Raw genomic sequence first — 25,536 nt, forward strand, 5'->3', positions numbered from 1 at the left:
CGGGGTCAGGGGCTGACGAGCTCGGACGGGTCGTGGCCCAGAAGGTCCCGGATCCGGGCCAGCGCGCGCATGCTCTGGTTGCGTACCGCGCCCGGCCGGATCTGGAGAATCGCGGCGGTCTGCTCGACGCTGCGGTCCTCCCAGTAGCGCAGGAGCAGCACGGCCCGGTCCCGGGCGGAGAGCCGGCCGAGCGCGTCGAGCAAGGTGACCCGCAGCGTGGTGTCGTGCTCGGGGGCGGCACCGGAGTCCGGCAGGGTGTCGGTGGGCCGCTCGGAGCTGCTGCGCCGGCGGCGGTAGGACAGGTAGGTCCGTACGAGGACGGTGTGGGTGTACGCCGCCGGGTCGTCCACCTGCGCGATCCTGCGCCAGTTGGCATACACCCGGCCCAGTGTGTCCTGCACCAGATCCTCCGCGAGGTGTGCGTCACCGCTGGTGAGCACACACGCGGAGCGGAACAGAGGTGCGGTTCGCGCAGCGGCGAACGCCATGAATTCCTCTTCGTACCGGCGCTTCATCCGAGATCCTGTTCGTCGTCCACACTCTGAAGACGCTGTGGCGCCGGCGTTACGTCCCACCCTGAGAAGCAGGAATCCGTCGGCGCCCTACGCTTGCGGTCGGCAGTGGTGCGAGCGAGGAGGCCGGACGTGTCGGAGACCGTGGCGGGGCAGCCCTATCCCGATGGCTTCAGGGAGGGCGAGATGCCCGCTCCGCACCCGCTGCTCGGGCCGGTGCTCGGGTTTCTGGGCCTGTGGCGGGGGCGGGGGCAGGGTGGGTATCCGACGCTCGACGGCGACTTCACGTACGCGCAGGAGGTCAGCTTCAGTCACGACGGGCGGCCCTTCCTCCGCTACGAGGCCCGTGCCTGGCTGCTCGACGGGAACGGGGCGCCGCTGCGTCCGGCGGCCCGGGAGAGCGGATGGTGGCGGCTCCAGGCCGACGGGCGGGTGGAGGCGCTGATCACCCAGCCCACCGGCATCACCGAGATCCTGACCGGACAGGCGGGAGAGGGCGCCGTGGATCTCGAGACGCACACGGTGGCCCTCACCCCCACCGCCAAGGACGTGACCGCGACCCGCCGCCGATACACCCTGGCCGGCCCCGACACCGACCCCGACACCGTCTCCGGCGCCGACACCTTCACGTTCGTCCACGACCTCGCCGCGGTCGGGCAGCCCTTGCAGCACCACCTCACCGCCACCCTGCGGCGCGAGGCCGGTCAGAGCACCCCGCCCGCCTCGTCCTGGAACAGTTCCGTCCAGTAGTGCCAGTCCTCGTCCGTCGTCGTGCCCGTCGGGTCGATGGTGGACAGGGCCCGGATCATCGTCTTGGCGACCTGGGCGTAGAGGGTGTTGGTCAGTTCGTGGGCGAGGGACTCGTCTATCCGGCGTTCGCGGTGCAGGAGCCAGAGGGTGAAGGCGAGCGTGGAGATGTCGGTGTTCAGGGGGTGCAGGGTCGCTTCGCGCTCGCTCCAGTTCAGGACCGCGCCCGTCTCCCCGTCGACCACCAGGGTGTTGTCCTCGATGAGGTGACCGAGGACGATCAGGTGATCCGCCCTGGGCGGGAGGGCGACCAGCCGGTCGGCCTGGTGCTCCGCCAGGGTCGGCAGCGGGGCGTCCGGGTCGGTGTGGAAGAGGACGCCGTCCTCGGGCAGGCCCGTCTCCGCGAGGAAACGGCGGGTCGGGGCGTGCGTGAGCGTGGACGGGAAGTCGATGTCCTCGAAGCGGGCGACCATGTTCCGGCCGAACTCGTGGTCCAAAAGGCGCGGCGGGAGGTCGAGCGCCAGACCGGAGTCCGTGCCCGGGCCGGCCACCAGGGCCAGGGGGCGGATCAGGGCCGCGATCTTCCAGAACGTCGGCACGTCACCGCCCGTGCCCTCCTCGAACACCGTCAGCAGCTGGCGCGTCGCCTCCTCCACCGCCGTAGGACCGAAGCGGCCGGCGTAGGAGGCGAACTGGCCGCGTACCTCGGTCAGTTCGTCCGTCGCCGTCGCGAAGCGGACCAGGGTGGGCAGGGAAGGGGCCAGCGGGGTGCGGCCCATCAGGTCGGGGCGGGCGTGGAAGAACGCCGTCGTCGAGACCTCGCCGGTCGCTCCGTCCAGCAGGACCGACTCGCGCTCCCTGCCGTACAGGTCCGTGAGTCCGCCTATCACCAGCTGGTCGCGCAGCTCCTCGCTGAGCCGGCCGCCCGGGTCGGACGTCGAGTCCGCCACGGTCCGCAGGCCCTGGCGGCGCAGCTCCTCGAAGCTGAACAGGTCGCTGTTCCCGGGTAGTCCGGGCCCGCTGAGCCAGCTGCGGGTCGAGGCATGCGTGATGTACGGACGCAGTTCGTCCTCGGTCAGTCTGATCGCCGCTACGGCGGCGTCGGTCGTGCTCATGGTTCCCCCGTGTGCTTCGTACGCAGTCCCCCGGCTGGGCACAGCACGGCGACCCGGTCGGGCCCGGCGCGCGTCCCCCACTGCCCAGAACACTACGCGCCACCACTGACAACGCCCCCGTATCAAGGAGACGTCACAGCACCCTCGCGCGTTCCCGGCCCGCGAGAATCGCCTCCACCGTCTCGGTGGGGGTCTGTCCGGAGGTGTCCAGCCACAGGCCGATCGGCGGCGTCGCCGCCCGCAGTGCCTCGTCCAGCGCGGGGACCGTCCAGGCCGCGCCGTCGTAGCCCGTCTTCGCCCGGGCCGCCTCCCGGGCGGCCACCGTTCCCGCGTCCGGCGCCAGGACGACGACGTACAGCGGGCGGGTCCTGACCAGTCGGACGTACCCGGTCAGTTCCTCGCCCAGCACCACGTCCTGGACCACGGCCGTGAACCCGGCCCCGGCGTACGCGTCCGCCGTGGCGGCCGACAGCCGGTAGCGCAGGCGGAGTTGGGAGAGTGCCTCGTCGGAGGCCCCGGGGGTGTACTCCTCGCGCCCGGACACGATCATCCGCCGGAACACGTCCCCGCGCACATGCGCCGCCCGCGGCAACCGCTCCGCCGGCGCCTGCGCGACCGTCGACTTCCCTGCCGCCATCACGCCCGTGACGAGCACGACGCCGTTCACCCGAGCTCCCCCGCCGCCCCGGGCAACTCCCGGCTCACCCGAAACGGACGCCGCCCACCACGACCCCCACGGCCGCAGCACTCACCGCTCCGTCACCACCGCCGCCTGCGGCCGGATCGGCAGCCGGTTCACCGGACGCCCCGTCGCGGCCCGTACGGCGGAGGCGATCGCCGCCGGGGAGGTGACCACCGGTACCGCGCTGGCCGCCTTCGCGCCGAACGGGGCGACCACGTCCCGCTCCTCGACGAGCTTGACGATCCGGATGTCGGGCGCGTCCAGGGCCGTCGGCAGCGCGTACCCGGTGAGGTCCGGGTGCCGGATCAGTCCGCGCGCGCTGCGCAGGTTCTCCGTGAGCGCTATCCCGACGCCCTGCGTGACGCCCGCCTCGATACGGGCCTCCAGCTGGGCGGGGTTGAGGATCCGGCCGACGTCCTGGGCGAGCGCCAGCTCGACCACGCGCACCGAGCCGAGCTCGATGTCGACGTCGACGACCGCGCGGATCGCGCAGAACGCCATGCCGACGAAGGCGTCACCCTGGCCGGCCTCGTTCAACGGCTCCGTGGGGTGCGGACGGCACTGCGCCGTGGCCCACAGCTCCTTGCCGTCCATGGCCTCGGTGACGGTCGTGGACAGGACGCCGTCGTACGAGGTGATCTTGCCGTCGGTGATCTGGAGCAGCTCGGTGGACATGCCGAACTTGTGCGCCAGGGGCTGGAGCAGCTGGGTGCGGACCATCTTGGCCGCGCGTTCCACCGCGCCGCCGGAGACCCAGGTGTGGCGGCCACGCGCGCCCGCGCCCGCGGGAGGCTGGTCGGTGTCGACGGGGGCCACGTGCACCTCGTCGATGCCGAGGGTCTCCTGGACGATCTGCCGGGCCAGCGTGGTGAAGCCCTGACCGGTCTCCACGGCCGCGCAGAGCACCGTCGCGACGCCGTCCTGGACCCGTACGGTCGCCGTGGACACCTCGTCCGCGCCCTCCGCGCCGAGCATGTGCACCATGCCGAGCCCGTAGCCGACGCCCCTGCGGATCGCGCCCGGTTCGCCCGCGCCCTCGGGGCCGCCGGGCAGCAGCCACTCGTCCTCGGGGGTGTCCTTGGGCAGCGCGGGCAGCGGGAAGTCCCGTACGGCCTGGAGCAGTTCGGCGACCGGGGCCGGGCAGGTGACCGTCTGGCCCGTCGGGAGCACGTCCCCCGTCGCCAGTACGTTCCGCAGGCGCAGTTCCGCCGGGTCGACGCCCAGCTTCTTGGCCAGCTTGTCCATCTGCGCCTCGTAGGCGGCGCAGACCTGCATCGCGCCCTCGCCGCGGACATGGCCGGAGGGCGGGTTGTTGGTGCGTACGGCCCAGCCCTCGATGAAGGCGTTCGGGACGACGTACGGCCCGCAGGCGAAGCCCACGGCGGCGGCCAGGGCCTCCGAGGAGGTGTCGGCGTAGGCGCCCGAGTCGAGCAGGATCTGCGCCTCGACCTTGACCAGCTTGCCGTCCGCGTCGGCATGGTGGCGGTATCTCAGGAGCGTGGGATGACGGTGCACGTGGCCCAGGAAGGACTCCTCGCGCGTGGCCGTCAGTTTCACCGGGCAGCCCGTCTTGAGGGCGAGCAGGCCGAGCGGGAGCTGGAAGCCCTGGTCCTCGCGGTCGGCGGTGGCGCCGGGGACACCGGTGACGACGACCTTGACGCGTTCGGGCTCCAGGCCGTAGCAGGCGGCGGCGGTGTCGCGGTCGGTGTGCGGGTCGGTGGAGGCGAGGTACAGCTCCACGCCGCCGTCGGGGCGGGGCACGGCGAGGCCGGCCTCGGCGCCGATGGGCGCGGGGTCCTGGCGGCCGATGCGGTACTGGCCCTCGACGACGATCTCGCCGGTCACGGAGGGGTCGCCGTGCTGGAGCGGGATGTGGCGGACCAGGTTGCCGTCGGGGTGCAGCGGCTCGGCCTCGAAGGCCAGCTCCGGGTCGGTGACCGGGTCCAGGACCTCGTACTCGACGATGACGGCGGCCGCGGCCATCCGCGCGGTGTCGGGGTGGTCGGCGGCGACGGCCGCGATGGGCTCGCCGTGGTGGCGTACGACCTCGGAGGCGAACACCGGGCGGTCGGCTCTGCCGCGGCCGTGCACGGGGCTGCCGGGGACGTCCTCGTGGGTGACGACCGCGCGGACTCCTGGCATCTCACGCGCGTGTGAGGTGTCGATGGACACGATGCGCGCGTGCGCGTGCGGGGAGCGCAGGACGGCGGCCCACAGCAGGCCCTCGGCCCACAGGTCGGCCGCGTACGGGAAGGTGCCCTCGGTCTTCGCGCGCGCGTCGGCGGGCGGCAGGGAGACGCCGAGGCCGTGCGGAATCGGCTCGGGGGCGGGTGCTGCCTCCGCGGCGGTGGTCGCGGTGGCGGCTTCGTTGGTCACGCCTGGCCTCCGTCCTGTCCCTGTCCGTACGCCTGCTCATGCGGTCCTGAGGTGCCCGGGAATCCCGGCGAGTCGAACGCCGACTGGTGGACGCCGCCGGCCCCGGGGCCCGCCTGGTGCGGAATACGTGCCTCGTCGCCGTCCGTCTCAGCGTCGGCCGCCGCGTGGGCCTCGCGCTCGGCGACGACTTCCTTGACGGCGTCGACGACACCCCGGTAGCCGGAGCAGCGGCAGAGGTTGCCGCACAGCGCCTGGCGGGTCTCCAGCTCGGTGGGGGCGGGGTTGCCCTCCAGCAGGTCGTGCACGGTCATCGCCATGCCCGGCACGCAGAAGCCGCACTGCACGGCGCCGCACCGGGCGAGCGCCCGCTGCACGTCCGAGGGGCGGCCGTCCTCGGCGAGTCCCTCGACGGTACGGACCTCGCTGCCGGCGGCGGTCACGGCGGGCACCAGGCAGGAGGCCACGAGCCGCCCGTCGACCTGGACGTTGCAGGCCCCGCACTCGCCCTGCGAGCAGCCGTCCTTGGCGCCGGCGAGCCCGAGCCGCTCGCGCAGCACGTAGAGCAGCGACTCACCGATCCAGGCGTCGGTGACGGGCCGGTCGACGCCGTTGACGCGCAGGACGTAGGCGGCGAGGGGGTGTTCCTCGCCGGGGGCCGCGGGGGCCTGGTCGTCGGGGCGCTCGTCGGAGTCGCCCGCGTGCTCCTCGGCGGTGTCCGGTCCCGGCTCGTCGTCGCCGTCGGCGGCGGTGTGCTCAGCGCCGGGCTCGTCGGGGCCGTCAGCGGCTTCTACGGCCCCTTGGGCGCCCTCGGAGGCTCCGGGGCCCCCGGAGGTGCCTCCGGCGCCGGGAGTGGGCTCTGAGGCGGGCGCGGAGGGGCTGTCCTCGTAGGGCTCGGCGGAGCCGTCGTGGGGCACGGTGAGGCCGTGGCCGTCGGTGTCGCCGTGCGGCCGTGCGGGGTCGTGGGCCGCCACGCCGGGCTCGGCGTGCGGGTGCCCGGTGTGCGCGGCGGACGGCACTGGCGGGTCACCGGCCGGGTCGTCGTGGCGGTCGTCGGCCCCTCCGACTCCGTCACCGGCGGGCACATGCGCGTGGCCGTCGCCGGGCACGTGCGCGTGACCGTCCTCCGGCCCGCCACCGTGACCGCCCTCGAACCCCTCACGACGGCCGTCCTCGAAGCCGTCACCGCGACCGCCGTCGAAGCCGTCACCGCGACCGTCCTCGAAGCCGCCCCGGTGGCCGCCGTCGAAGCCTTCGCCGCGCCCCTCCCCGAAGTCCCCGCGCCCGTCCTCGAAGCCTCCGCGTTCGCTCTCGAAGCCACCGTGTCCGTCGCCGTGCGGCACGTGCGTGTGCCCGGTGTCGCCGGGTTCGCCGTGCTCGGGGCCCGCTCCCGCGCCGCCCTGGCCCTGGTCCCCCCACGGCTGCGCCGGCTGGGTCGCCCAGGGCGCGGCCGCGCCGCCCGGCAGGGTGGCCGGCGGGGTGCCGCCCCACTGCTCGACCAGGGACGACGTGGTGAACTCGCCCGATTCGTCCGGGAGGTCGCCGCCCGCGACGGGGATCGACCACTGGCCGGTGACGTCGTGGCCGGGGGCGGGTGCCGCCGCGGTGTCCTCGACGTTCCACTGCTGGGTGCTCGCGGGGTTGTACGTGAACTGTCCGGTCTGGCCCGGCGGCACGGCGTTGGCGTCCGGCCAGCCGGAGCCCTCGGCCGGCGCGCCCCACGCGCCCGGGTCGGTCCCGTCGCCCTGGCCCGGAGCGGCCGTTATCCGCGGCGGCACATAGCCGTGACCGGGCGCCGCGAGCGGACTGTCGGCGGAGGCCAGAAGGGCGTCGATGCCCCCTTCGGGCAGCTTGACGAAGGCGGTCGCGCCGTCGTCGTAGTCGCCCTGAGGGAGCGGGTCCCAGCGGCCCGCGGACCGGGGCGTGCCCTCTCCGTGCTGGTCGTCGGTCACGACAGTGCCCTCCCCAGTGCTCGTCGGGCCAGCGCGGCGACGGTGCGCCGCAGGTGCAGAACGGCGGGCGGATGCTGCGGTACGGAGCCGTCCGGGGCCGGCGCCGGGTCGGGGATGCAGGCCGCGGCGACGTACTCGCCGAAGGCCTCCAGCGCCTCCGGGACGAGCGCGCGGTTGTTGTCCCAGTCGATGAGCCGGGCCACCCACTGCTCGGCGTCCAGGGGCCGCAGCGGCATCGGCGCTATGGCACCGACGGCGCACCTGACCCCGCGCCGGGCCGGGTCCAGGACCAGCGCGACGGAGGCCATCGCGCGGCCCGGTCCGGTACGCCCCGTGACCTTGAGGAAGACCTGCGGGGCGTGCAGCAGGGGCACGCGCACGAAGCCGATGAGCTCTCCGGCGCGCAGCATCTCCATGCCGGCCAGCAGGTGCGAGACCGGCATCTCGCGGCGGGCGCCGTCCGGGCCCGCGATGATCAGGGTCGCCTCCAGGGCGGCGAGCACGGGCAGTGCGTCGCCCGTCGGGGCCGCGGAGGCGATGTTGCCGCCCAGGGTGCCCGCGTTGCGGATCTGCGGCGGGCCCGCGGCGCGCGCGGCGGCGGCGAGGGCCGGGATGAGGGCGGCGAAGTCGGGGCGGCCCATGCGCGCGTGCGTGAGTCCGGCGCCGAGCAGGGCGTGCCCGTCCTGGTACTGCCAGCCGCGGATCTCGCTGATCCGGCCGAGGCCGACGAGGGCGGCGGGCCGGAGCTGTCCGGAGTTGACGGCGGCCATCAGGTCGGTGCCGCCCGCGACGGGCACGGCGGCGGGCATGGCCGTGAGGGCCGCCACCGCCTCGTCCAGCGTCGTGGGCAGCGTGACGGACTGCGCCGCCTGCGGTGCGTGCGTGGTCAAACCGGCTGCCCCTTCCCGCTGCCCCACCTGGTCCTGCCCCGTTGCTGCCGTACGGTACGTGCTGACAGGGCGGACGTGGCAACTCTGGCACATCTTCGCAACACCCGAAGACAGGGGTCCGCTAGGAGGCGTTCGGCGGCATTCGCCCACCCCATCAGGGAGATGGTCCGTTTTCGTCCGGCATCACCGGCACGCACCGATTGACACTCTTCGGTGACGCTTGAGGTCTTTTTTCCCCTACCTGTTCGGGGGCGCCCCCTCGATGGGCCGGCCGGGCACCCCGGGCCGTTTCTGCCACGGCAGCGGGCCCGTCGGCGGCCGGTAGCCGACGCCCAGGGCGTCAAGTCGCTCGTAGTGGGCGGCCATCCGCCGCTCGAAGTCCGCGAAGTCCCGTTCCGCCGGGGCGGGCAGGCCGCTCCAGGCCACCTCGGCGAAGGCCGCGAGCCGCGGGAACGCCTGGTAGTCCACGCGCGCGTGGTCCTCCATCACCTCGGTCCACAGATTGGCCTGCGTACCGAGCACGTGCGCGGCCTCGGCAGAGGTCAGGTGCGGTGGAACGGGTTCGAACCGGTACACGTCCTCCAGGGTGCGGACGTAGGCGATCGGCACCGGCTCGTCCTCGCCGGCGTCCTGGCGGTAGTCCAGGTACACGTGCTGCTCGGGGCACATGACGACGTCGTGGCCGGCGCGTGCGGCCGCGATCCCGCCCTGGTAACCGCGCCAGGACGAGACGGCGGCTCCCGGAGCGAGTCCGCCCTCCAGGATCTCGTCCCAGCCGATGAGCCTGCGCCCGCGCGCGGTCAGCCACTTGTCGAAGTGTCCGATGAACCAGGACTGCAACTCGTCCTCGTCCGCGAGGCCGAGTTCCCCGATCCGGGCCTGGACCGAAGGCGACTCCCGCCACTGCTCCTTGGCGCATTCGTCGCCGCCGATGTGAATGAACTCGGAGGGGAACAGCTCCAGCAGTTCCTCGAACACGCCCTCGTAGAAGCGAAGGGTGTTGTCAGTGGGGGCGAGTACGTTCAGGGAGATGCCCCAGTTGTCCCAGACCGACAGGGAGGACGTGTCGATGACATCGGTGTTGCCCAGTTCCGGGTATGCGGCGATGGCCGCCTGCGAGTGTCCCGGTACGTCGATTTCGGGGACGACGGTGATATGCCGTTCGGCCGCGTAGGCGACGATCTCGCGGATGTCGTCCTGGGTGTAGAAGCCACCGTGCGGCTTCTCCTCCCACAGCGGTGAGGCCCGGTGGCCGAATTTGGTCCGCGCCCGCCATGAGCCCACCTCGGTGAGCCGGGGGTGCCTCTTGATCTCGACGCGCCAGCCCTGGTCGTCCGTCAAGTGGAAGTGGAACACGTTGAGTTTGTGCGCGGCCATCAGATCGAGGTAGCGCAGGACCCCGTCCTTGGGCATGAAGTGCCGGGCCACGTCGAGCATCAGGCCGCGCCAGCGGAACCGTGGGGAGTCCTCGACGAACGTGCCGGGAAGCTGCCATCGCCGGCCGGGGTCGACGGGCGCCCGCCGGAACGCCTCGGGGCCGAGCAGCTGACGCAGCGTCTGGGCGCCCCAGAACACCCCGGCCGGCCCACCGCCGTGGATGGTGATGTCGTCCCCGTTGACGTAGAGCTTGTAGCCCTCCGGACCGAGATGGCCCGCGTCCTCGGGGCTGACCCGCAGCCGGATGGTCTCGCCGTCGTCCCCCGCGCCGGGGGCCAGGGCCAGCCCGGTGACGGCACCGAGCGTGCCGCGCAGCCACCGCGCGGTCGCCTCGGTGCCGGGCCCGGCGTCGAGCACCGTGCTCTCGTCGAGCACGAACCCGCCCACCGTCGGATGCCGCTGGACACCGGGCACCGGAATCAGTGAAGTCACGTCAGTCCTTTACCGCTCCGCCCAGCCCCGAGACCAGGCGTCGCTGTACGAGTACGAAGAACACCAGCACCGGAATGGTCATGACCGTGGACGCGGCCATGACCCCGCCCCAGTCCGGCTCGTCCGGCTTGTAGAAGACCAGCAGGGCCATCGGCAGCGTCGACTGCGAAGTGTCGCTGATGATGAACGACTTGGCGAAGAGGAAATCGTTCCAGGCCGAGATGAAGGAGAACACACTCGTGGCCACCAGGCCGGGCAGGACGAGCGGGAACAGAATCTGCCACAGGAATCGCGCGCGGCTCGCCCCGTCGATGTACGCGGCTTCTTCCAGGGCTTCCGGTACGGCCTTCACGAACCCCCTCAGCATCCAGATCGCGAAGGGCAGCGAGAAGGCGATGTGGGGCAGGATCAGCGACCCCAGGGTGTTCAGCAGACCGAAGTCCCGCATCTGGAAGAACAAGGGGATGGTGAGGGCCTCCACGGGCACCGTCTGGGCCACCAGAAACATGATCAGCAAGGTGGTCCGGAAGCGGAAGCGGAATCGCGTGACGGCGGTCGCCGCGAGAAACGCGATCAGCGCCGAGATGATCACGACACTGCACGCGACGACAAGGCTGTTGACGAAATACCGACCGAAATCCTGCTGCCCGAACACGCGCCGGAAGGAATCCAGCGAGGGCGCGAGCGTCCAGGGCCGGGGCTCGGTCGACTCGATCTCCCCGGCCGGTTTGAAGGCGCCGAGGACCATCCAGTAGAGGGGGAAGGCGACGACGACCGCGATGAGCAGCGTCGCGGCCTCGGCGGCGGTGCGCCAGGGGCGCCGTAGGAGATTCAGCCGTGGCGCGTTCGGTCGTGGAAGATTCACAGGTCCTCCCCCTGCCGGCGCAGCAGTCGCAGGTACACCAGCGTCACCGCGAGCAGGATCAGCAGCATCACGACCCCGATCGCCGAACCGAGGCTGTACTGCGAGGAGGCGAACGCCTGCTGGTAGGCGTAGACGTTGAGGACGAGGTTCTGGCCCGCGATGCCGCCGCCGTTGGTCATGACGTAGATCTGGGTGAAGACCTTGAAGTCCCAGATCACCGACTGGATGGTGACGACGGTCAGGATCGGCCGGAGCATCGGCGCGAGCACCGAGCGCCAGATCCGCCACTGCGAGGCGCCGTCCAGCGCGGCGGCCTCCAGCACCTCGGACGGGACGGCGCGGATACCGGCGTAGACCGTGACCATGACGAACGGGAAGGAGCACCAGACGACTTCGAGCAGGACGAGGAAGAACGCGCTGAGCCGGCCGTACGTCCACGAGTGGTCGCCGAGGCCGAACAGGCGGTTGACCGGGCCGAAGTCGGGGTCGAAGAGGAACAGCCAGACCGTCGACCCGGTCACCGCGGGTGTCGCCCACGCGCCGAGCGCGGCCAGCATGAGCGCCAGCCGCGGCACGGCACGCACGCGCGTGAGCAGCACGGCGAGCGCGCAGCCGACCGCGAGTGTGGAGACGACACAGGCGGCCGCGAACAGCACGGTGGCCAGCAGCACCCGCCAGAACTCGGGGTCGGAGAACAGTGCGGAGTAGTTCGAGAACCCCTCGAAAGTGGTGGCCTCGCCGCCGCTGACCTGGGCCTGGGTGTACTGGAAGAAGGAGATCAGGCCCAGCTGGTAGATCGGGTAGACGAGCAGTCCGGCGAGGACGACGAGGGCGGGCGCGAGATAGAGCCAGGGGGTCCAGGTGGTGCGGTGGGTCACCGAGGTCACCCGACGGACCCGAACGCGGCGTCCATCTTCTTGGCCGCTTCCCCGGAGGCCGCGGCCACGCTCTTCCTGCCGCTGATGACCTCCTGGAACATCGTCGGCAGCACCAGCGAGGAGTCGATCTGCGACCAGCCGGGCGAGGCGGGCACGAACTTCGTCCCGGCCGCGAGGGTCCGCGCGAACGGCTTCACGTACGGATGCTCCGTGGCGACCCGGTCCCGGACGTTCCCGAAGGTCGGCAGGAAGCCCATCGCGTCGAACATCGACGCCTGGGTCTTCTTCGAGGTGAGCTGCTCCATCAGCTGGACGGCCAGCGTCCGGTGCGAAGTGCTCTTCAGTACGCCGATGTTGTTGCCGCCGGCGAACGCGGGAGCGATCGACCCGGCCGAGACCCCCGGCAGCGGCACCACCGCGTACTTGCCCTTGACCTTCCCGGCCTCCACCGCGGTATGGCTGAAGTCGCCGCCGATCGCCATGCCGGCCTTGCCCGCCGCGAACGCGGTGATGGTGTCGTTGCCGCCCATGCCGGCGCACTTGGCGGCGGGGCAGTTGTCGTCGGTGAAGAGCGAGGTGTACTCCTTGATGCCCTTCTGGGCGTCGGCGCCGGAGATCGCCGAGGCGTACGACCCGCCCTTGCCGGTGGCGAGTTCGCCGCCGTTGGCCCAGAGGAAGGGCATCGCGCCGTAGGTGTAGGCGCCGCCGACGACGAGGCCGTACAACTCGGGTTTCGCGGCGCGGATCTTGCGGGCGGTGGTGGCCAACTCGGCCATGGTCTTGGGCACTTCGAGGCCGAGTTCCCTGAAGACGTCGGTCCGGTAGTACAGGGCGCGGACGCCGACGTAGAAGGGCGAGCCGTACACCTTGCCGTCCACGGTGACCGAGGTCCGCGCGGTGGGGTCGGTGTCCTTGGACTCGCTCCAGTCGCCGAACTCCTCGGTGACGTCGAGGAGTCCGCCGTCCTTCACGTAGCCGGCGGTGTCGGTGTTGCCGTACTCCATCACGTCGGGTGCGGAGGACGGGTCGTTGAAGGCGGCCTTGACGCGCTGGGCGCGGGTCTCGACCGGGATGTACTCGACGTCGACCTCGGTGTCCTTGTGGGCCTTCTCGAAGGCGGTGACGACGGAGTCGACGACCCTCTCCTTCGGCTTGTTGCCGACCTCCTGGAAGAGCCAGACGCGCAGGGTGCCGGTCTTCTCGTCCTTGTCGGAGGAGGAGTTGGAGGAGGTCTGGGGGGCGCAGGCGGTGACGACCAGGGCGGCGAGGAGCAGGGAGGGGAGGTGGGGGGAGAGCTTCATGGAGTGATCCTCCGGACGCGTTGCAACATATGCAATGACGGTTTCGCTCAACGCAACGGAGGTTATGGCTTGCATGAACACGCCCACAAGAGGTCTCAACCAATCCGTGACACGCGAAAGGCCCCTGGGGCGCACACAGCGCACCCCAGGGGCCTCGCGAAGCTCAGCGGGACAGCGGTCCTACTTGTCGCCGCCCTCGTCGTCCCCGGAACCCATGGACTCGTAGATCTCCTTGCACATGGGGCACACGGGGTACTTCTTGGGATCGCGGCCGGGTACCCACACCTTGCCGCACAGCGCCACGACGGGAGTCCCGTCGAGGGCGCTCGCCATGATCTTGTCCTTCTGGACGTAGTGGGCGAAGCGCTCGTGGTCGCCGTCGCCGTGGGAAGTCTGCGGCGTGGGCTCGACGAGGGTCCCCGTACCAGTCCCGCGCTCGGGCTCGAGAGTGCTCATACGGCCAAGGGTAATCAACCGCCGGGAACTCTGGGTCCCTGGCTTGCACAACGGGCACCACTGGCAGTGATGCTGCGTTTGCGTCCAGTCCCACTCCGCTGGCGCGGCAGTGAAACAGGGGCCGTTGACAGGGCCCCGCATCGCCACAACTCCCACGCGCGAGCACGGATGTTGCGGGAGCTGTTCCGGTCCGCGTGATCAACGAATCCGCAGGACCGGCATGCGAACCAGGCCTGCGAGACCCGGTTCGCCCTGTCACAGTGCCCGCACTCGGCACAGGCCCGCGAGGTGTACGCCGGATCCACGTACACCACCGGCACCCCCGCCCGGCGGGCCTTGTACGCGATGAACTGCCCCAGCTGGGCAAAGGCCCAGCTGGAGTGGGTGGCCCGTTGGGGCTTTCGAAGCCGTACCCGCTCGCGGATGCCTGTCAGGTCTTCCAGGGCGATCCCACGACCGGTGCGTTCAGCCTCGGCCACCACATGCTTCGCGATCTTGTGATTGATGTCCTTCGCCCGCCGCAGTTCCTTGCGCCTGCGCTTCTTCAGGCGGCGCTTGGCGGACGGGGTGGTCTTCTTTTGCAGTGTGGTCCGCAGCTTCCGCTCCCGGACCCGGATGCGGTTGAGCTGCCGTCCGGCCATGATCTCGCCGTCGGAGGTGGTGGCGATGTTCACGATCCCCAGATCGACACCGAGAAAGTCTGCGGGTTCGGTGTTCGGCGGGGCCTCGGGCACCTCACAGGTCGCCAGTAGAAACCACAAACCGTCCCGGCACACCAGATCGGACTCGCCCTTGCGGTACCTGGCCAGCGTGGTCAGCTGTTCCGGTGAGGCAGTGAATTCCACGTCCTTCATCCGCCCGCCGTCGTCCAGATCGAGATGCGGCGCCCAGCAATCTGCCAGGACAGCATCCGGTCGTCGTAGGGCTGCGCACCATCCACACGGAAGACAATCGGCTTCTCGATCACCCTACGGTGGCGTTGTGAGCCCGGCCTGCCCAGATTCCCGGCCTTCAGGTTCGCCCGCAGGGCTGCGTACGCGTCACACGTCTTCTTCACCACATGCTGGGCCGCCTGCGCGCCCAGCCCCCATGTCGTCCTCACTTCGGCGTAGGTGAGCCTGCGCAGGGCGAAGTTGTTCTTCGCGTCCTTCTCGAAAGCCACCTCACTGACCCACGTGGCCGCCTCGTTGCAGGCGCGCAGGGTCCTCGCGAGCGCTGCCGCCTGGTCCAACGACGGCAAGAGCCTCACCTGCACGACCAGCTTCATGGGCGCGACGCTACGGCCCAGAACCAGGCGCCACATTCGAACTCGGTTTCAGTCGCTCGAAAGAGCGATCCACCCTCGTGGATGTCCTCGGCCGGGGTCAGTTGAGCGAAGGGTCGTCCGGGTAGGTGGCCACCATCGCGAGCTCGTTGCGCTGGCGGCGCAGGACCTCGCGCCAGAGTCTTTCCGGGGACGGGGAGGAGACGTCGCCGGGTTCCGACTCGACGACGTACCAGGCGCCCTCCACCAGCTCGTCCTCCAGCTGACCGGGGCCCCAGCCGGCGTACCCGGCGAAGATGCGCAGGCTGCCGAGGGCCGAGGCGAGCAGCTCGGGCGGGGCCTCCAGGTCGACCAGTCCGATCGCGCCGTGCACTCTGCGCCAGCCCAGCGGGGCACCGTCGACAGCTCCGCCGCCGGGAATGACGGCGACCCCCAGGGCCGAGTCGAGGGAGACCGGGCCGCCCTGGAAGACCACACCGGGCTCGCCCGCGAGGTCGGCCCAGCCCTCCAGGATGTCCCCGACGTCCACCGGGGTGGGCCGGTTGAGGACGACGCCGAGCGAGCCCTCCTCGTCGTGGTCGAGAAGGAGCACCACCGCGCGGTCGAAGTTCGGGTCCGCCAGGGCGGGCGTTGCCACGAGCAACCGCCCTGTGAGCGAGGACACCTCGGTCATGCCAGACATGATCCCGCATCTTCCCTTCGCGTGGGGAGGCAATGCCTGTCCGGGAGTGGATGCAGCTCAGAGCGCAACGATGCGCCGGAAGCGCACGCCAGGCGCCCGTGACCCCATGTGCCCGACACCTAGCGGTTCGTGTTGTGACAGAGCTATGACGTGACTGGGCGGCACTTGGGCTTACAGAAGGGGGGTGGGCGGCGATTACCCTTTCCCTTCTGGCCCCTGCCCGACTCATCGGAACGCGAGATACATGACCGTCAACGGCTCTGACGACGTACTGCTTGTCCACGGCGGAACCCCGCTGGAGGGCGAGATCCGTGTCCGCGGTGCGAAGAACCTCGTACCGAAGGCCATGGTCGCCGCCCTGCTGGGCAGCGAGCCGAGTCGACTGCGCAACGTTCCGGACATCCGTGACGTGCGGGTCGTACGCGGACTGCTGCAACTGCACGGCGTGACGGTCCGTCCGGGTGAGGAACCGGGCGAGCTGGTGATGGACCCGACGCACGTGGAGAGCGCGAACGTCGCTGACATCGATGCCCACGCGGGTTCCAGCCGGATCCCGATCCTGCTGTGCGGCCCGCTGCTGCACCGGCTCGGGCACGCCTTCATCCCCGGCCTCGGCGGCTGCGACATCGGCGGTCGGCCCATCGACTTCCACTTCGAGGTGCTGCGGCAGTTCGGCGCGACGATCGAGAAGCGTGCCGACGGGCAGTTCCTGGAGGCGCCCCGGCGGCTGCGCGGCACGAAGATCCGGCTGCCGTACCCGTCGGTGGGCGCGACCGAGCAGGTGCTGCTGACGGCGGTGCTCGCCGAGGGTGTCACCGAGCTCTCCAACGCGGCGGTGGAGCCGGAGATCGAGGACCTCATCTGCGTGCTGCAGAAGATGGGCGCGATCATCGCGATGGACACCGACCGGACCATCCGCATCACGGGTGTGGACCGGCTCGGCGGCTACAACCACCGTGCGCTGCCGGACCGTCTGGAGGCCGCCTCCTGGGCGTCCGCGGCGCTGGCGACCGAGGGCAACATCTACGTCCGCGGCGCCCAGCAGCGCTCGATGATGACGTTCCTGAACACCTACCGGAAGGTGGGCGGTGCCTTCGAGATCGACGACGAGGGCATCCGTTTCTGGCACCCCGGTGGCCAGTTGAAGTCCATCGCGCTCGAAACCGACGTGCACCCGGGCTTCCAGACGGACTGGCAGCAGCCGCTCGTCGTGGCCCTCACGCAGGCCACGGGCCTGTCGATCATCCACGAGACGGTCTACGAGTCCCGCCTCGGCTTCACCTCCGCGCTCAACCAGATGGGTGCGCACATCCAGCTGTACCGCGAGTGCCTGGGCGGCTCGGACTGTCGCTTCGGCCAGCGCAACTTCCTGCACTCGGCGGTCGTCTCGGGCCCCACCAAGCTCCAGGGCGCCGACCTGGTCATCCCCGACCTCCGAGGCGGCTTCTCCTACCTCATCGCCGCCCTCGCGGCCCAGGGCACCTCCCGCGTCCACGGCATCGACCTCATCAACCGCGGCTACGAGAACTTCATGGAGAAGCTCGTGGAACTGGGCGCGAAGGTCGAACTCCCGGGCAAGGCGCTCGGCTGACCACCGCCTCCCCACGCCGCCCCAGGACACCCCCGCCCTCGGCTGGGGGTCCGGGGGTCACCCCCCGGGCAGGCACGGCATGGAGAAGCTCGTGGAGCTCGGCGCGAAGGTCGAACTCCCGGGCAAGGCGCTGGGCTGACCACCGCCTCCTCACGCCGCCCCAGGACACCCCCGCCCTCGGCTGGGGGTCCGGGGGTCACCCCCCGGGCAGGCACAGCATGGAGAAGCTCGTGGAGCTCGGCGCGAAGGTCGAACTCCCGGGCAAGGCCCTCGGCTGACCACCGCCTCCTCACGCCGCCCCAGGACACCCCCGCCCTCGGCTGGGGGTCCGGGGGTCACCCCCCGGGCAGGCACAGCATGGAGAAGCTCGTGGAGCTCGGCGCGAAGGTCGAACTCCCGGGCAAGGCGCTGGGCTGACCACCGCCTCCTCACGCCGCCCCAGGACACCCCCGCCCTCGGCTGGGGGTCCGGGGGTCACCCCCCGGGCAGGCACAGCATGGAGAAGCTCGTGGAGCTCGGCGCGAAGGTCGAACTCCCGGGCAAGGCGCTGGGCTGACCACCGCCTCCTCACGCCGCCCCAGGACACCCCCGCCCTCGGCTGGGGGTCCGGGGGTCACCCCCCGGGCAGGCACAGCATGGAGAAGCTCGTGGAGCTCGGCGCGAAGGTCGAACTCCCGGGCAAGGCGCTGGGCTGACCACCGCCTCCTCACGCCGCCCCAGGACACCCCCGCCCTCGGCTGGGGGTCCGGGGGTCACCCCCCGGGCAGGCACAGCATGGAGAAGCTCGTGGAGCTCGGCGCGAAGGTCGAACTCCCGGGCAAGGCGCTGGGCTGACCCACCCCTGGACACATCGACGGGGCGGCCTCCACACCGGATGGCCGCCCCGTCGGCATGACCCGCCCCCATGGCTCCGGGCCCCGACAGCGCCGGTTCCCGGCCGGGGGTCGAACGCCCGGGCAAGGCACTCGGCCGGCGACAGCGGTCGTAGGAACGCCGATGGGGCGGTCACCCGGACTCGGGTGACCGCCCCATCGGCGTAATCAGGGGCGCCCCTCAGGGGCGCGGGGAACTGCGCGACCAGCCACGGCGGTCCCGACAGCCGAAGGACGGCCCGCAGTCACCCGGCGCTCGAAGCGGAGCGCACAGTCACCCGGCGCTCGAAGCGGAGCGCTTACTTGCCCTTGGCGGCTTCCTTGAGCTTGGAGCCCGCCGAAACCTTGACGCTGTAGCCGGCCGGGATCTGGATCGGGTCGCCGGTCTGCGGGTTGCGCGCGGTGCGAGCGGCACGGTGGGTGCGCTCGAAGGTCAGGAAGCCGGGGATGGTGACCTTCTCGTCACCCTTGGCGACGATCTCGCCGACGGTCTCGGCGAACGCGGCCAGAACGGCGTCGGCGTCCTTGCGGGTCACCTCGGCGCGGTCGGCCAGCGCGGCCACCAGCTCACTGCGGTTCATGTTGTTACTCCCGTGTTCTTCTTGCCGTTGGGGTGTGCCTCGCGGCGGTGCCGCACACGAGGCACAGCGAAGCCGATGCGCTCGCGCCCAGGGACGCATCCTGCCCCTACCTGCTGCGGGAAAGCCAATCCGGCACCCGTAGGACTCGCATGAACACCCTAGGGGGTCACACGAACAGAGGCCTGGGCGTGGCGCCACCCTAGAGGGTGGCGCGAAGCGCCCGGTTCCGCGACGCGCCGGGCCGGAGGGCCGCCGTGGCGATCCTCACAGCCGAACACACATACGACCCCCACTGTAGACGCGAGGCCCGGAGAGCGGGACGCGGGCCCTAGACCGTCGCCCCGGCCGCCTTCGCCGCGTCCCGCACCGCACCCGCCACCGCGCCCGCGACCTTGTCGTTGAAGACGCTCGGGATGATGTAGTTCGGGTTCAGCTCGTCCTGGGTGACGACGTCCGCGAGCGCCTTCGCGGCCGCGAGCATCATCTCGGTGTTGACCGTGCGAGACTGGGCGTCCAGCAGACCGCGGAAGACGCCCGGGAAGACCAGCACGTTGTTGATCTGGTTCGGGAAGTCGGAGCGGCCGGTGGCCACGACGGCCGCCGTCTGGCGGGCGATCGCGGGGTCGACCTCGGGGTCGGGATTCGCGAGCGCGAACACGATCGCGTCGTCGGCCATGGCGGCCACGTCGTCGCCGTCGAGGACGTTGGGCGCCGAGACGCCGATGAAGACGTCGGCGCCGCGCACGGCCTCCTTCAAGGTCCCGGTCAGGCCCTCGGGGTTGGTGTTGTCGGCGATCCAGCGCAGCGGCGAGTCCGCGGCGGCGTCGCGCAGGTCCTCGCGGCCCGCGTGCACCACGCCGTGGATGTCGGCGACGACGGCGTTCTTCACGCCGGCCGCGAGCAGCAGCTTGAGGATGGCCGTACCGGCCGCGCCGGCGCCGGACATGACGACCCGGATGTTCTCAATTGCCTTGCCGGTGACGCGAAGCGCGTTCGTCAGGGCGGCGAGGCAGACGATCGCGGTGCCGTGCTGGTCGTCGTGGAAGACGGGGATGTCGAGGGCCTCACGCAGGCGCGCCTCGATCTCGAAGCAGCGGGGCGCGGAGATGTCCTCGAGGTTGATGCCGGCGAACCCGGGGGCGATCGCCTTGACGATCTCGACGATCTGGTCGGTGTCCTGGGTGTCCAGGCACAGCGGCCACGCGTCGATGCCGGCGAAGCGCTTGAAGAGGGCCGCCTTGCCCTCCATGACCGGCAGGGCGGCCTTGGGGCCGATGTTGCCGAGGCCCAGCACGGCCGAGCCGTCCGTCACGACCGCAACGGAGTTGCGCTTGATGGTGAGGCGGCGGGCGTCCTCGGGGTTCTCGGCAATCGCCATGCACACGCGGGCCACGCCCGGGGTGTAGATCATGGAGAGGTCGTCGCGGTTGCGGATGGGGTGCTTGGACGCCATCTCGATCTTGCCGCCGAGGTGCATGAGGAACGTACGGTCGGAGACCTTGCCGAGGGTGACGCCCTCGATCTGACGCAGCTCCTCGACGATCTCGTCGGCGTGCTTGGTGGAGCTGGCCGCGATCGTGACGTCGATCCGGAGCTTCTCGTGACCGGAAGCGGTGACGTCGAGGCCGGTCACCGAGCCTCCGGAGGACTCCACGGCGGTGGTGAGCTGCGAGACGGCGGTTCCGCTCGCGGGCACCTCCAGCCGGACCGTCATCGAGTAGGAGACGCTGGGCGCCGTTGCCATGGCCGACTTCCTCTGCTTTCACCTGTGGTGCTGGATGCCGTCCGATGGTCGCACCTACTGCCGGGTAGGCGTTAGCCGCCCTGGATTGCGAACGTTTTGTTCACGCGGGGGCCACGCGGACGGCCATGAGAAAGAGGCCCACGTCACATGGACGTGGGCCTCTCCTCAGGTCAGTGACACCGACCCGCCATGCTCGCCTCGCGGCAAGTGGTCCCTCTGAGGGACGAAGGTTGGGCCCGGGGGCTTGGATCGGGCCGGTGTCACGTCCAGGCTAACAAACGGAGACCGAAAGACCATTCCCGTAGCGCGAGTTCAATCTCTCAGCAGATCGGGGACCCCTTCGGGGTTTGGCTGGTCCCGGTCCGCGGAGACGACCGTCAGCTGCTGGGTGGCGCGGGTGAGGGCGACGTAGAGCACCCGCAGGCCGGCCGGTGACTCGTCGGCGATCTCGGCCGGGGAGACGACGATCGTCGCGTCGTACTCCAGGCCCTTGGCTTCCAGGCTGCCGAGCGCCACGACCCGGTCGCCGAGTCCGGTGAGCCAGCGGGCCGCCTCCTCCCGGCGGTTCATGGCGACGACGACGCCGACCGTGCCGTCGACGAGCCCGAGGAGCCGGGCCGCCTCCTCGCGGACGGTCTCCCCGAGTGACTTCCGTACGACGGTGAAGCGCGGCTCGACGCCGGTGGACCGGACGGCTCTCGGCGATTCCGCGCCCGGCATGGCGAGCGCCAGCACCTTCGCCGCGAGGTCGGCGATCTCGGAGGGGTTGCGGTAGTTGACGGTGAGCTGGAAGCGGCGGCGAGGGCGGGTGCCGAGGGCTTCGTCGCGGGCCTCGGCGGCCTCGTCGGGGTCGGACCAGGAGGACTGGGCCGGGTCGCCCACGACCGTCCAGGTGGCGTGCCGGCCGCGGCGGCCGACCATGCGCCACTGCATGGGCGTGAGGTCCTGGGCCTCGTCGACGATGACGTGGGCGTACTCGACGCGCTCCTGGGCGAGCCGCTCGGCCCGCTCGCGCTGCGACTCCTCGCGCACCGGCATCAGCTCCTCCAGGCCGGTGAGCTGGTCGAGCGGGTCGAGGTCGCGCCGCTTCCTGGGACGGGCCGGGGTGCCGAGGACCGCCTGGAGCTCGTCGAGCATGGCGATGTCGTGCACGGTCAGGCCGTCGCGCCGGAGCGAGCGGGCGACCCTGCGGACCTCGCCGGGGTTGAGGATGCGGCGGGCCCAGCGGCCGAGGCGCCGCTCGTCGGCCATGGCGGCGAGGACGGCCTTCGGGGTGAGTTCGGGCCACCAGGCGTCGAGGAACTCGATGAAGCTGTCCTCGCTCGCCACGTCCTCGTCGAACGACGACCGCAGTTCGGCGGCGAGCTCCGGATCGGTGTGCCGGCTGCCGGCCCCCGACCGCGCCCACAGCGCGTCCAGCAGCAGCTTGCGGGCGCGGGGCCGCAGCAGGTTGACGGGCGCGGTGCCGCCGAGGGCGTTGCGGCGGATCCGTTCCAGCTCGTCCCCCTCCAGCTCCAGCCGCCGCCCGAACGCGACCACGCGCAGCCGGGTGGGGGGTCCCTTCGGGGATACGGCGGCCCCGGCCCCGCTCCCGCCCCCGAGACCGGTCTCGACCTCACCGGCGTCACCGAAGGAGAGCTGCCCGGAGTCGGACCGGCCGTGGGTGCCGCCCGCACCGCCGGTGCCCAGTTCGAGCGCTCCCCGGGCCGCCTTCCGCAGCACCTTCAGCATCCGGTACGAGCCCTTGGCGCGGGCCACGGACGGGGAGTCGTACAGCGTGGCCTCGACGCCGTCGACCAGGGAGCCGATGGCCCGGATGGCGACCTGGCCCTCCTCGCCGAGGGAGGGCAGGACGCCCTCGGTGTAGGCGACCAGCAGGGGGGTGGGCGAGACGATGAGGATGCCGCCCGAGTAGCGGCGGCGGTCCTGGTAGAGCAGGTAGGCGGCGCGGTGCAGGGCCACGGCGGTCTTGCCGGTGCCGGGCCCGCCCTCGACGTAGGTCACGGATGCGGCGGGGGCGCGGATGACCAGGTCCTGCTCGGCCTGGATGGAGGCGACGATGTCCCGCATGGTGTGGCTGCGGGCCTGTCCGAGCGCGGCCATGAGGGCGCCGTCGCCGATGACGGGCAGCTCGTGGCCGTCGAGGAAGGCCTTGAGCTCGGGGCGCATGAGGTCGTCCTCGACGCCGAGGACCTTGCGGCCCTTGGAGCGGATGACCCGGCGTCGTACGACACGCCCGGGATCCACCGGAGTGGACCTGTAGAAGGGGGCCGCGGCGGGGGCCCGCCAGTCGATGACGAGGGGCGCGTAGTCGGAGTCGAGGACCCCGATCCGGCCGATGTGCAGGGTCTCCGCGATGTCCGCGGTGTTGTCCTCGCGGACCGCGCCCTCCGCGGGTTCGACGGCGGTGTAGGCGCCGTCGGGACCCTTCTTGCCGTCCTTGCCGAGGAGCAGGTCGATGCGGCCGAAGAGGAAGTCCTCGAACTCGTTGTTGAGCCGGTTCAGGTGGACTCCGGCCCGGAACACCTGGGCGTCCCGCTCGGCGAGCGCGCCGGGGGTGCCGACCTGGCCGCGCTTGGCCGCGTCGTTCATCAGGAACTCCGCCTCGTGGATCTTCTCCTCGAGGCGCCGGTACACCCGGTCCAGATGTTCCTGTTCGACGCTGATCTCACGGTCCCGAACCGAGTCCTGAACCGAGCCGACCGCGGATTGTTGAGCCTGAGCGGCCACCGGGCCCCCTTCTGACGTGCTGGGCAGCCGTCAACCGTACGCGAAGGGGGCCCCTGCGGGAAGTTACGCGTCGACCTGGACGAGCTTGTTGCCGTCGGAGTCGACGACCTCGAAGTGGTCGATCTCGTTCTGGGCCGGAGCGACGGCACCGCCGATGTAGAGCGGCTGCTTGGACTCCGGGGTCTTGCCGTCCGGAATGCCGTAGCCCCACTTGCCGACCGACCAGGTGGAGGCCGTCCAGCGCTCGCCGTTGGTGCCCACCGCGATCAGGGAGCACTTGAGGGGGCCCTTGACGCCCTTGAGCTCCAGACCGAGGGAGGTGCCCCAGTTCTTCGGCGCCATGGCGACGGTCGCGCTGACGCCGGTGGAGGAGTCGGTGGCCGACACCTTGTCGCTCATGGACTCGAAGAGTTCCTTGGGGGTGGCCGCCAGGACCTGGCCCTGCTTGGCCCCGCCGCCGTCCGAGTCGCCGCCGTTGGCCGCGATCGCGACGAACGGACCGCCGATGATCAGCGCGGCCGCGGCCGCGACCATGTACATGCTGCGGCGGCGCTTGGCCGCGCGGCGCTCCGCGACCTCGTCCACGAGCTTGTTCACGATCCGCGGGCTGGGCTTGGCGGAGAGCGACTCGCCGATCGCGGGGGTGCCGGAGCCCGGCAGGTCCGCGAGGGCGGCGAGCATGGGCTCCATGCCGGCCAGCTCGTCGAGCTGCTGGGCGCACCATTCGCAGGTCGCGAGATGGGCCTCGAAAGCGGTTGCCTCGGCGTCGTCGAGGATCCCGAGGGCGTAGGCGCCGACGGTCTCATGCTCGTTCGGCACCGGAGAACCCATCATGGAACCAGACATACCCGAACCACCTGTGCCGAATCCCTGGTTACCCCCGTACACACTCATCACGCCGTCACCCCCCGCTCCTCCAGTGCGAGCTTCATCGACCGCAGGGCGTAGAACACCCGTGAGCGGACGGTGCCACTGGGGATGCCCAGCGTCTCAGCCGCCTCGTTGACGGTACGCCCCTTGAAATACGTCTCGACGAGCACCTCCCGGTGAGCCGGGGTCAGGTCGTCGAGCGCGTCCGACAGCGTCATCAACCACAGCGCCTTGTCGATCTCGTCCTCCGCGGGGATGACCTCCAGCGGTGACGGATCGACCTCCTGCGGCCGGGCCTGCCGGCTGCGGTGTCCGTCGATGACGATGCGCCGGGCGACCGTCACCAGCCAGGGGCGTACCGATCCGGTCGCTCGATTGAGCTGTCCGGCGTTCTTCCAGGCACGGATGAGCGTCTCCTGCACCACGTCCTCGGCTCTCTGGCGGTCACCCGCAACCAACCGGAGGACGTACGCAAGGAGAGGCCCGGCGTGCTCTCTGTACAGGGCACGCATCAGCTCCTCATCAGGTTCCGAGGGCTGGGACATGCGATGTCGGGCCCTCGATCCACGTTCATTGGCCACGACGGAATCCTTGCGCACGCCCACCTCCGATGTCCCGGGTTCCCCCAGTCGGTCGCTCGACGACAGGTACGGAGGAGGGGGGTCGGGTGTTCAAAGGGCGACGACAGTTTTCTTCTGAGTGACGTGACGAGACAGGACATGCGCGCACATTCCCGCCGCGCGATCTTTACATTTCCACCACACAGGCAAGATCACGACTACGGCCCGTGAGGTTGAGCGAGTAAACAATGTGTAATCGAAATCACGTCGACTCCCGTTCCACAGAAGGGACATAACGACCAGTCACGTGCGCGACAGGGCCGCGCGCCGACGATGCCGGGCCACTCTTTCACGGTTCCCACAGACCTCACTGGAGCACCAGCGCCTCCTGCGACCCCGTGACGTATCGAGGTACACGATGGGGCAGTTGTCCCCTTCGCACTCCCTGATCCCGGCCCGCGCGACGGGGTCCGTGAGCAGTTCCACGGCGTCCCTGGCGATGGCCCCGAGCAGTGCCGCGCAGCCCGGCGGACCGTCCAACTCCCGCACCAGCGTGCCGTCCGCGCCGCAGACCGCGCACGGGGCCGGGGGCGCGGCCCGGGCGGCCTCGTTGACGTGGGCGAGCGCGAGGTCGTAGCCGTGTCCGGAGGCGGTGCCCCTGACCAACGGGTCCATCCAGCCGCGCAGTTCACGGAAACCGACCAGCCAGGACGGGTCCGCGTGCACCAGCGAGGTCCCCTGCGGCACCAGACCCGAACCGACGATCCAGGCGCACAGCACCTCCGTCGAGTCGAGGCGTTCCTCGGGGTGGGTGGTCGCGAGGAGGTCCAGACAGATCCGTCCGGCGTCGAACCGCAGCTCGTACGCGATCGTGGCCGTACCCAGTGCCATGTGCCTGTCACCGCCTAGGGGTGCCCCGGTCGGATGGGGTCGGTGAGGTGCTTCGAGGCTGTGCGGAGCTGTTCCGGGGCTCCCTCTAACAGTGCCTGCCCGCTCTCCCCG

The 25,536-nt window shown here is 71.0% G+C and carries 20 protein-coding genes and 1 pseudogene; 2 read left to right on the top strand and 19 right to left on the bottom strand.

The window, feature by feature from the left end:
- Positions 1-5: 5 nt before the first annotated feature.
- Positions 6-515, bottom strand: coding sequence for a SigE family RNA polymerase sigma factor (locus tag AC2XR2_RS16835; protein ID WP_449349591.1), 510 nt, complete (start codon positions 513-515; stop codon positions 6-8).
- A 183-nt stretch (positions 516-698) separates the two neighbouring features.
- On the opposite strand from AC2XR2_RS16835, the gene AC2XR2_RS16840 reads away from it, so the two are divergent.
- Positions 699-1,262 (top strand): heme-binding beta-barrel domain-containing protein, encoded by a 564-nt coding sequence (locus AC2XR2_RS16840; RefSeq protein ID WP_449349690.1) that lies wholly within the window; start codon positions 699-701, stop codon positions 1,260-1,262.
- Here AC2XR2_RS16840 and AC2XR2_RS16845 read toward each other — a convergent pair.
- The 12 genes and pseudogenes from AC2XR2_RS16845 to AC2XR2_RS16900 form a co-directional block, all read right to left on the bottom strand.
- Positions 1,217-2,374, bottom strand: a complete 1,158-nt coding sequence (locus tag AC2XR2_RS16845) for an SUKH-4 family immunity protein (protein ID WP_381304522.1) — start codon at positions 2,372-2,374, stop codon at positions 1,217-1,219. The two genes, AC2XR2_RS16840 and AC2XR2_RS16845, sit on opposite strands and share 46 nt — an antisense overlap.
- Before the next feature lie 133 nt (positions 2,375-2,507).
- A complete protein-coding gene (locus tag AC2XR2_RS16850) occupies positions 2,508-3,041 on the bottom strand; it encodes an AAA family ATPase (protein ID WP_491515477.1) in 534 nt (177 codons plus the stop codon).
- An 81-nt stretch (positions 3,042-3,122) separates the two neighbouring features.
- The gene (locus tag AC2XR2_RS16855) at positions 3,123-5,432 is read right to left on the bottom strand and encodes a xanthine dehydrogenase family protein molybdopterin-binding subunit (protein ID WP_330266594.1); all 2,310 of its coding nucleotides are present in this window, start codon (positions 5,430-5,432) and stop codon (positions 3,123-3,125) included.
- On the bottom strand, positions 5,429-7,381 hold the full coding sequence (locus tag AC2XR2_RS16860; protein ID WP_491515478.1) for a (2Fe-2S)-binding protein: 1,953 nt from the start codon (positions 7,379-7,381) through the stop codon (positions 5,429-5,431). The genes AC2XR2_RS16855 and AC2XR2_RS16860 overlap by 4 nt, the downstream gene beginning before the upstream one ends.
- Positions 7,378-8,271, bottom strand: a complete 894-nt coding sequence (locus AC2XR2_RS16865; protein ID WP_062245691.1) for an FAD binding domain-containing protein — start codon at positions 8,269-8,271, stop codon at positions 7,378-7,380. Before AC2XR2_RS16865 ends, AC2XR2_RS16860 begins: the two co-directional genes overlap by 4 nt.
- Before the next feature lie 237 nt (positions 8,272-8,508).
- Positions 8,509-10,140, bottom strand: a complete 1,632-nt coding sequence (locus AC2XR2_RS16870; RefSeq protein ID WP_491515479.1) for a beta-N-acetylhexosaminidase — start codon at positions 10,138-10,140, stop codon at positions 8,509-8,511.
- A 1-nt stretch (position 10,141) separates the two neighbouring features.
- Positions 10,142-10,975: a carbohydrate ABC transporter permease gene (locus tag AC2XR2_RS16875; RefSeq protein WP_381304542.1), complete on the bottom strand. Its 834-nt coding sequence runs from the start codon at positions 10,973-10,975 to the stop codon at positions 10,142-10,144.
- 26 nt (positions 10,976-11,001) lie between these two features.
- A complete protein-coding gene (locus AC2XR2_RS16880) occupies positions 11,002-11,892 on the bottom strand; it encodes a carbohydrate ABC transporter permease (protein ID WP_491515480.1) in 891 nt (296 codons plus the stop codon).
- Positions 11,889-13,184: an extracellular solute-binding protein gene (locus tag AC2XR2_RS16885; protein WP_491515481.1), complete on the bottom strand. Its 1,296-nt coding sequence runs from the start codon at positions 13,182-13,184 to the stop codon at positions 11,889-11,891. The genes AC2XR2_RS16880 and AC2XR2_RS16885 overlap by 4 nt, the downstream gene beginning before the upstream one ends.
- A 180-nt stretch (positions 13,185-13,364) precedes the next feature.
- Positions 13,365-13,640, bottom strand: coding sequence for a DUF3039 domain-containing protein (locus AC2XR2_RS16890; RefSeq protein ID WP_028809870.1), 276 nt, complete (start codon positions 13,638-13,640; stop codon positions 13,365-13,367).
- Positions 13,641-13,654: 14 nt separating this feature from the next.
- Positions 13,655-14,907: pseudogene (locus AC2XR2_RS16895) on the bottom strand (RNA-guided endonuclease InsQ/TnpB family protein).
- Between the two features lie 97 nt (positions 14,908-15,004).
- Positions 15,005-15,577, bottom strand: a complete 573-nt coding sequence (locus AC2XR2_RS16900; RefSeq protein ID WP_123761083.1) for a YqgE/AlgH family protein — start codon at positions 15,575-15,577, stop codon at positions 15,005-15,007.
- A 253-nt stretch (positions 15,578-15,830) separates the two neighbouring features.
- On the opposite strand from AC2XR2_RS16900, the gene murA reads away from it, so the two are divergent.
- Positions 15,831-17,177, top strand: coding sequence for a UDP-N-acetylglucosamine 1-carboxyvinyltransferase (gene murA / locus AC2XR2_RS16905; RefSeq protein WP_123761084.1), 1,347 nt, complete (start codon positions 15,831-15,833; stop codon positions 17,175-17,177).
- A 1,171-nt stretch (positions 17,178-18,348) separates the two neighbouring features.
- Here murA and AC2XR2_RS16910 read toward each other — a convergent pair.
- From AC2XR2_RS16910 to AC2XR2_RS16935, 6 genes are all read right to left on the bottom strand, one after another.
- Complete coding sequence (locus AC2XR2_RS16910; RefSeq protein ID WP_007382399.1) at positions 18,349-18,630, bottom strand: HU family DNA-binding protein; 282 nt, start codon at positions 18,628-18,630, stop codon at positions 18,349-18,351.
- Positions 18,631-18,958: 328 nt separating this feature from the next.
- Complete coding sequence (locus AC2XR2_RS16915; RefSeq protein WP_491515482.1) at positions 18,959-20,374, bottom strand: NAD-dependent malic enzyme; 1,416 nt, start codon at positions 20,372-20,374, stop codon at positions 18,959-18,961.
- Between the two features lie 312 nt (positions 20,375-20,686).
- A complete protein-coding gene (locus AC2XR2_RS16920) occupies positions 20,687-23,104 on the bottom strand; it encodes a HelD family protein (RefSeq protein WP_491515483.1) in 2,418 nt (805 codons plus the stop codon).
- Between the two features lie 63 nt (positions 23,105-23,167).
- On the bottom strand, positions 23,168-23,998 hold the full coding sequence (locus tag AC2XR2_RS16925) for an anti-sigma factor family protein (RefSeq protein ID WP_391198606.1): 831 nt from the start codon (positions 23,996-23,998) through the stop codon (positions 23,168-23,170).
- Complete coding sequence (locus AC2XR2_RS16930) at positions 23,998-24,519, bottom strand: sigma-70 family RNA polymerase sigma factor (protein ID WP_010039908.1); 522 nt, start codon at positions 24,517-24,519, stop codon at positions 23,998-24,000. Before AC2XR2_RS16930 ends, AC2XR2_RS16925 begins: the two co-directional genes overlap by 1 nt.
- 318 nt (positions 24,520-24,837) lie before the next feature.
- Positions 24,838-25,425 (bottom strand): CGNR zinc finger domain-containing protein, encoded by a 588-nt coding sequence (locus tag AC2XR2_RS16935; RefSeq protein WP_381308693.1) that lies wholly within the window; start codon positions 25,423-25,425, stop codon positions 24,838-24,840.
- Positions 25,426-25,536: the final 111 nt, after the last annotated feature.

The sequence above is a fragment of the Streptomyces sp. LS-MS-L19 genome (assembly GCF_058382285.1).

Bases quoted from the DNA above. Each gene is read 5' to 3' on its own strand.
- AC2XR2_RS16935 (WP_381308693.1), bottom strand. From the start codon at position 25,425: ATGGCACTGGGTACGGCCACGATCGCGTACGAGCTGCGGTTCGACGCC.
- AC2XR2_RS16910 (WP_007382399.1), bottom strand. From the start codon at position 18,630: ATGAACCGCAGTGAGCTGGTGGCCGCGCTGGCCGACCGCGCCGAGGTG.
- murA (WP_123761084.1), top strand. From the start codon at position 15,831: ATGACCGTCAACGGCTCTGACGACGTACTGCTTGTCCACGGCGGAACC.
- AC2XR2_RS16840 (WP_449349690.1), top strand. From the start codon at position 699: ATGCCCGCTCCGCACCCGCTGCTCGGGCCGGTGCTCGGGTTTCTGGGC.
- AC2XR2_RS16890 (WP_028809870.1), bottom strand. From the start codon at position 13,640: ATGAGCACTCTCGAGCCCGAGCGCGGGACTGGTACGGGGACCCTCGTC.
- AC2XR2_RS16925 (WP_391198606.1), bottom strand. From the start codon at position 23,998: ATGAGTGTGTACGGGGGTAACCAGGGATTCGGCACAGGTGGTTCGGGT.
- AC2XR2_RS16930 (WP_010039908.1), bottom strand. From the start codon at position 24,519: ATGTCCCAGCCCTCGGAACCTGATGAGGAGCTGATGCGTGCCCTGTAC.
- AC2XR2_RS16900 (WP_123761083.1), bottom strand. From the start codon at position 15,577: ATGACCGAGGTGTCCTCGCTCACAGGGCGGTTGCTCGTGGCAACGCCC.
- AC2XR2_RS16885 (WP_491515481.1), bottom strand. From the start codon at position 13,184: ATGAAGCTCTCCCCCCACCTCCCCTCCCTGCTCCTCGCCGCCCTGGTC.
- AC2XR2_RS16835 (WP_449349591.1), bottom strand. From the start codon at position 515: ATGAAGCGCCGGTACGAAGAGGAATTCATGGCGTTCGCCGCTGCGCGA.
- AC2XR2_RS16845 (WP_381304522.1), bottom strand. From the start codon at position 2,374: ATGAGCACGACCGACGCCGCCGTAGCGGCGATCAGACTGACCGAGGAC.
- AC2XR2_RS16915 (WP_491515482.1), bottom strand. From the start codon at position 20,374: ATGGCAACGGCGCCCAGCGTCTCCTACTCGATGACGGTCCGGCTGGAG.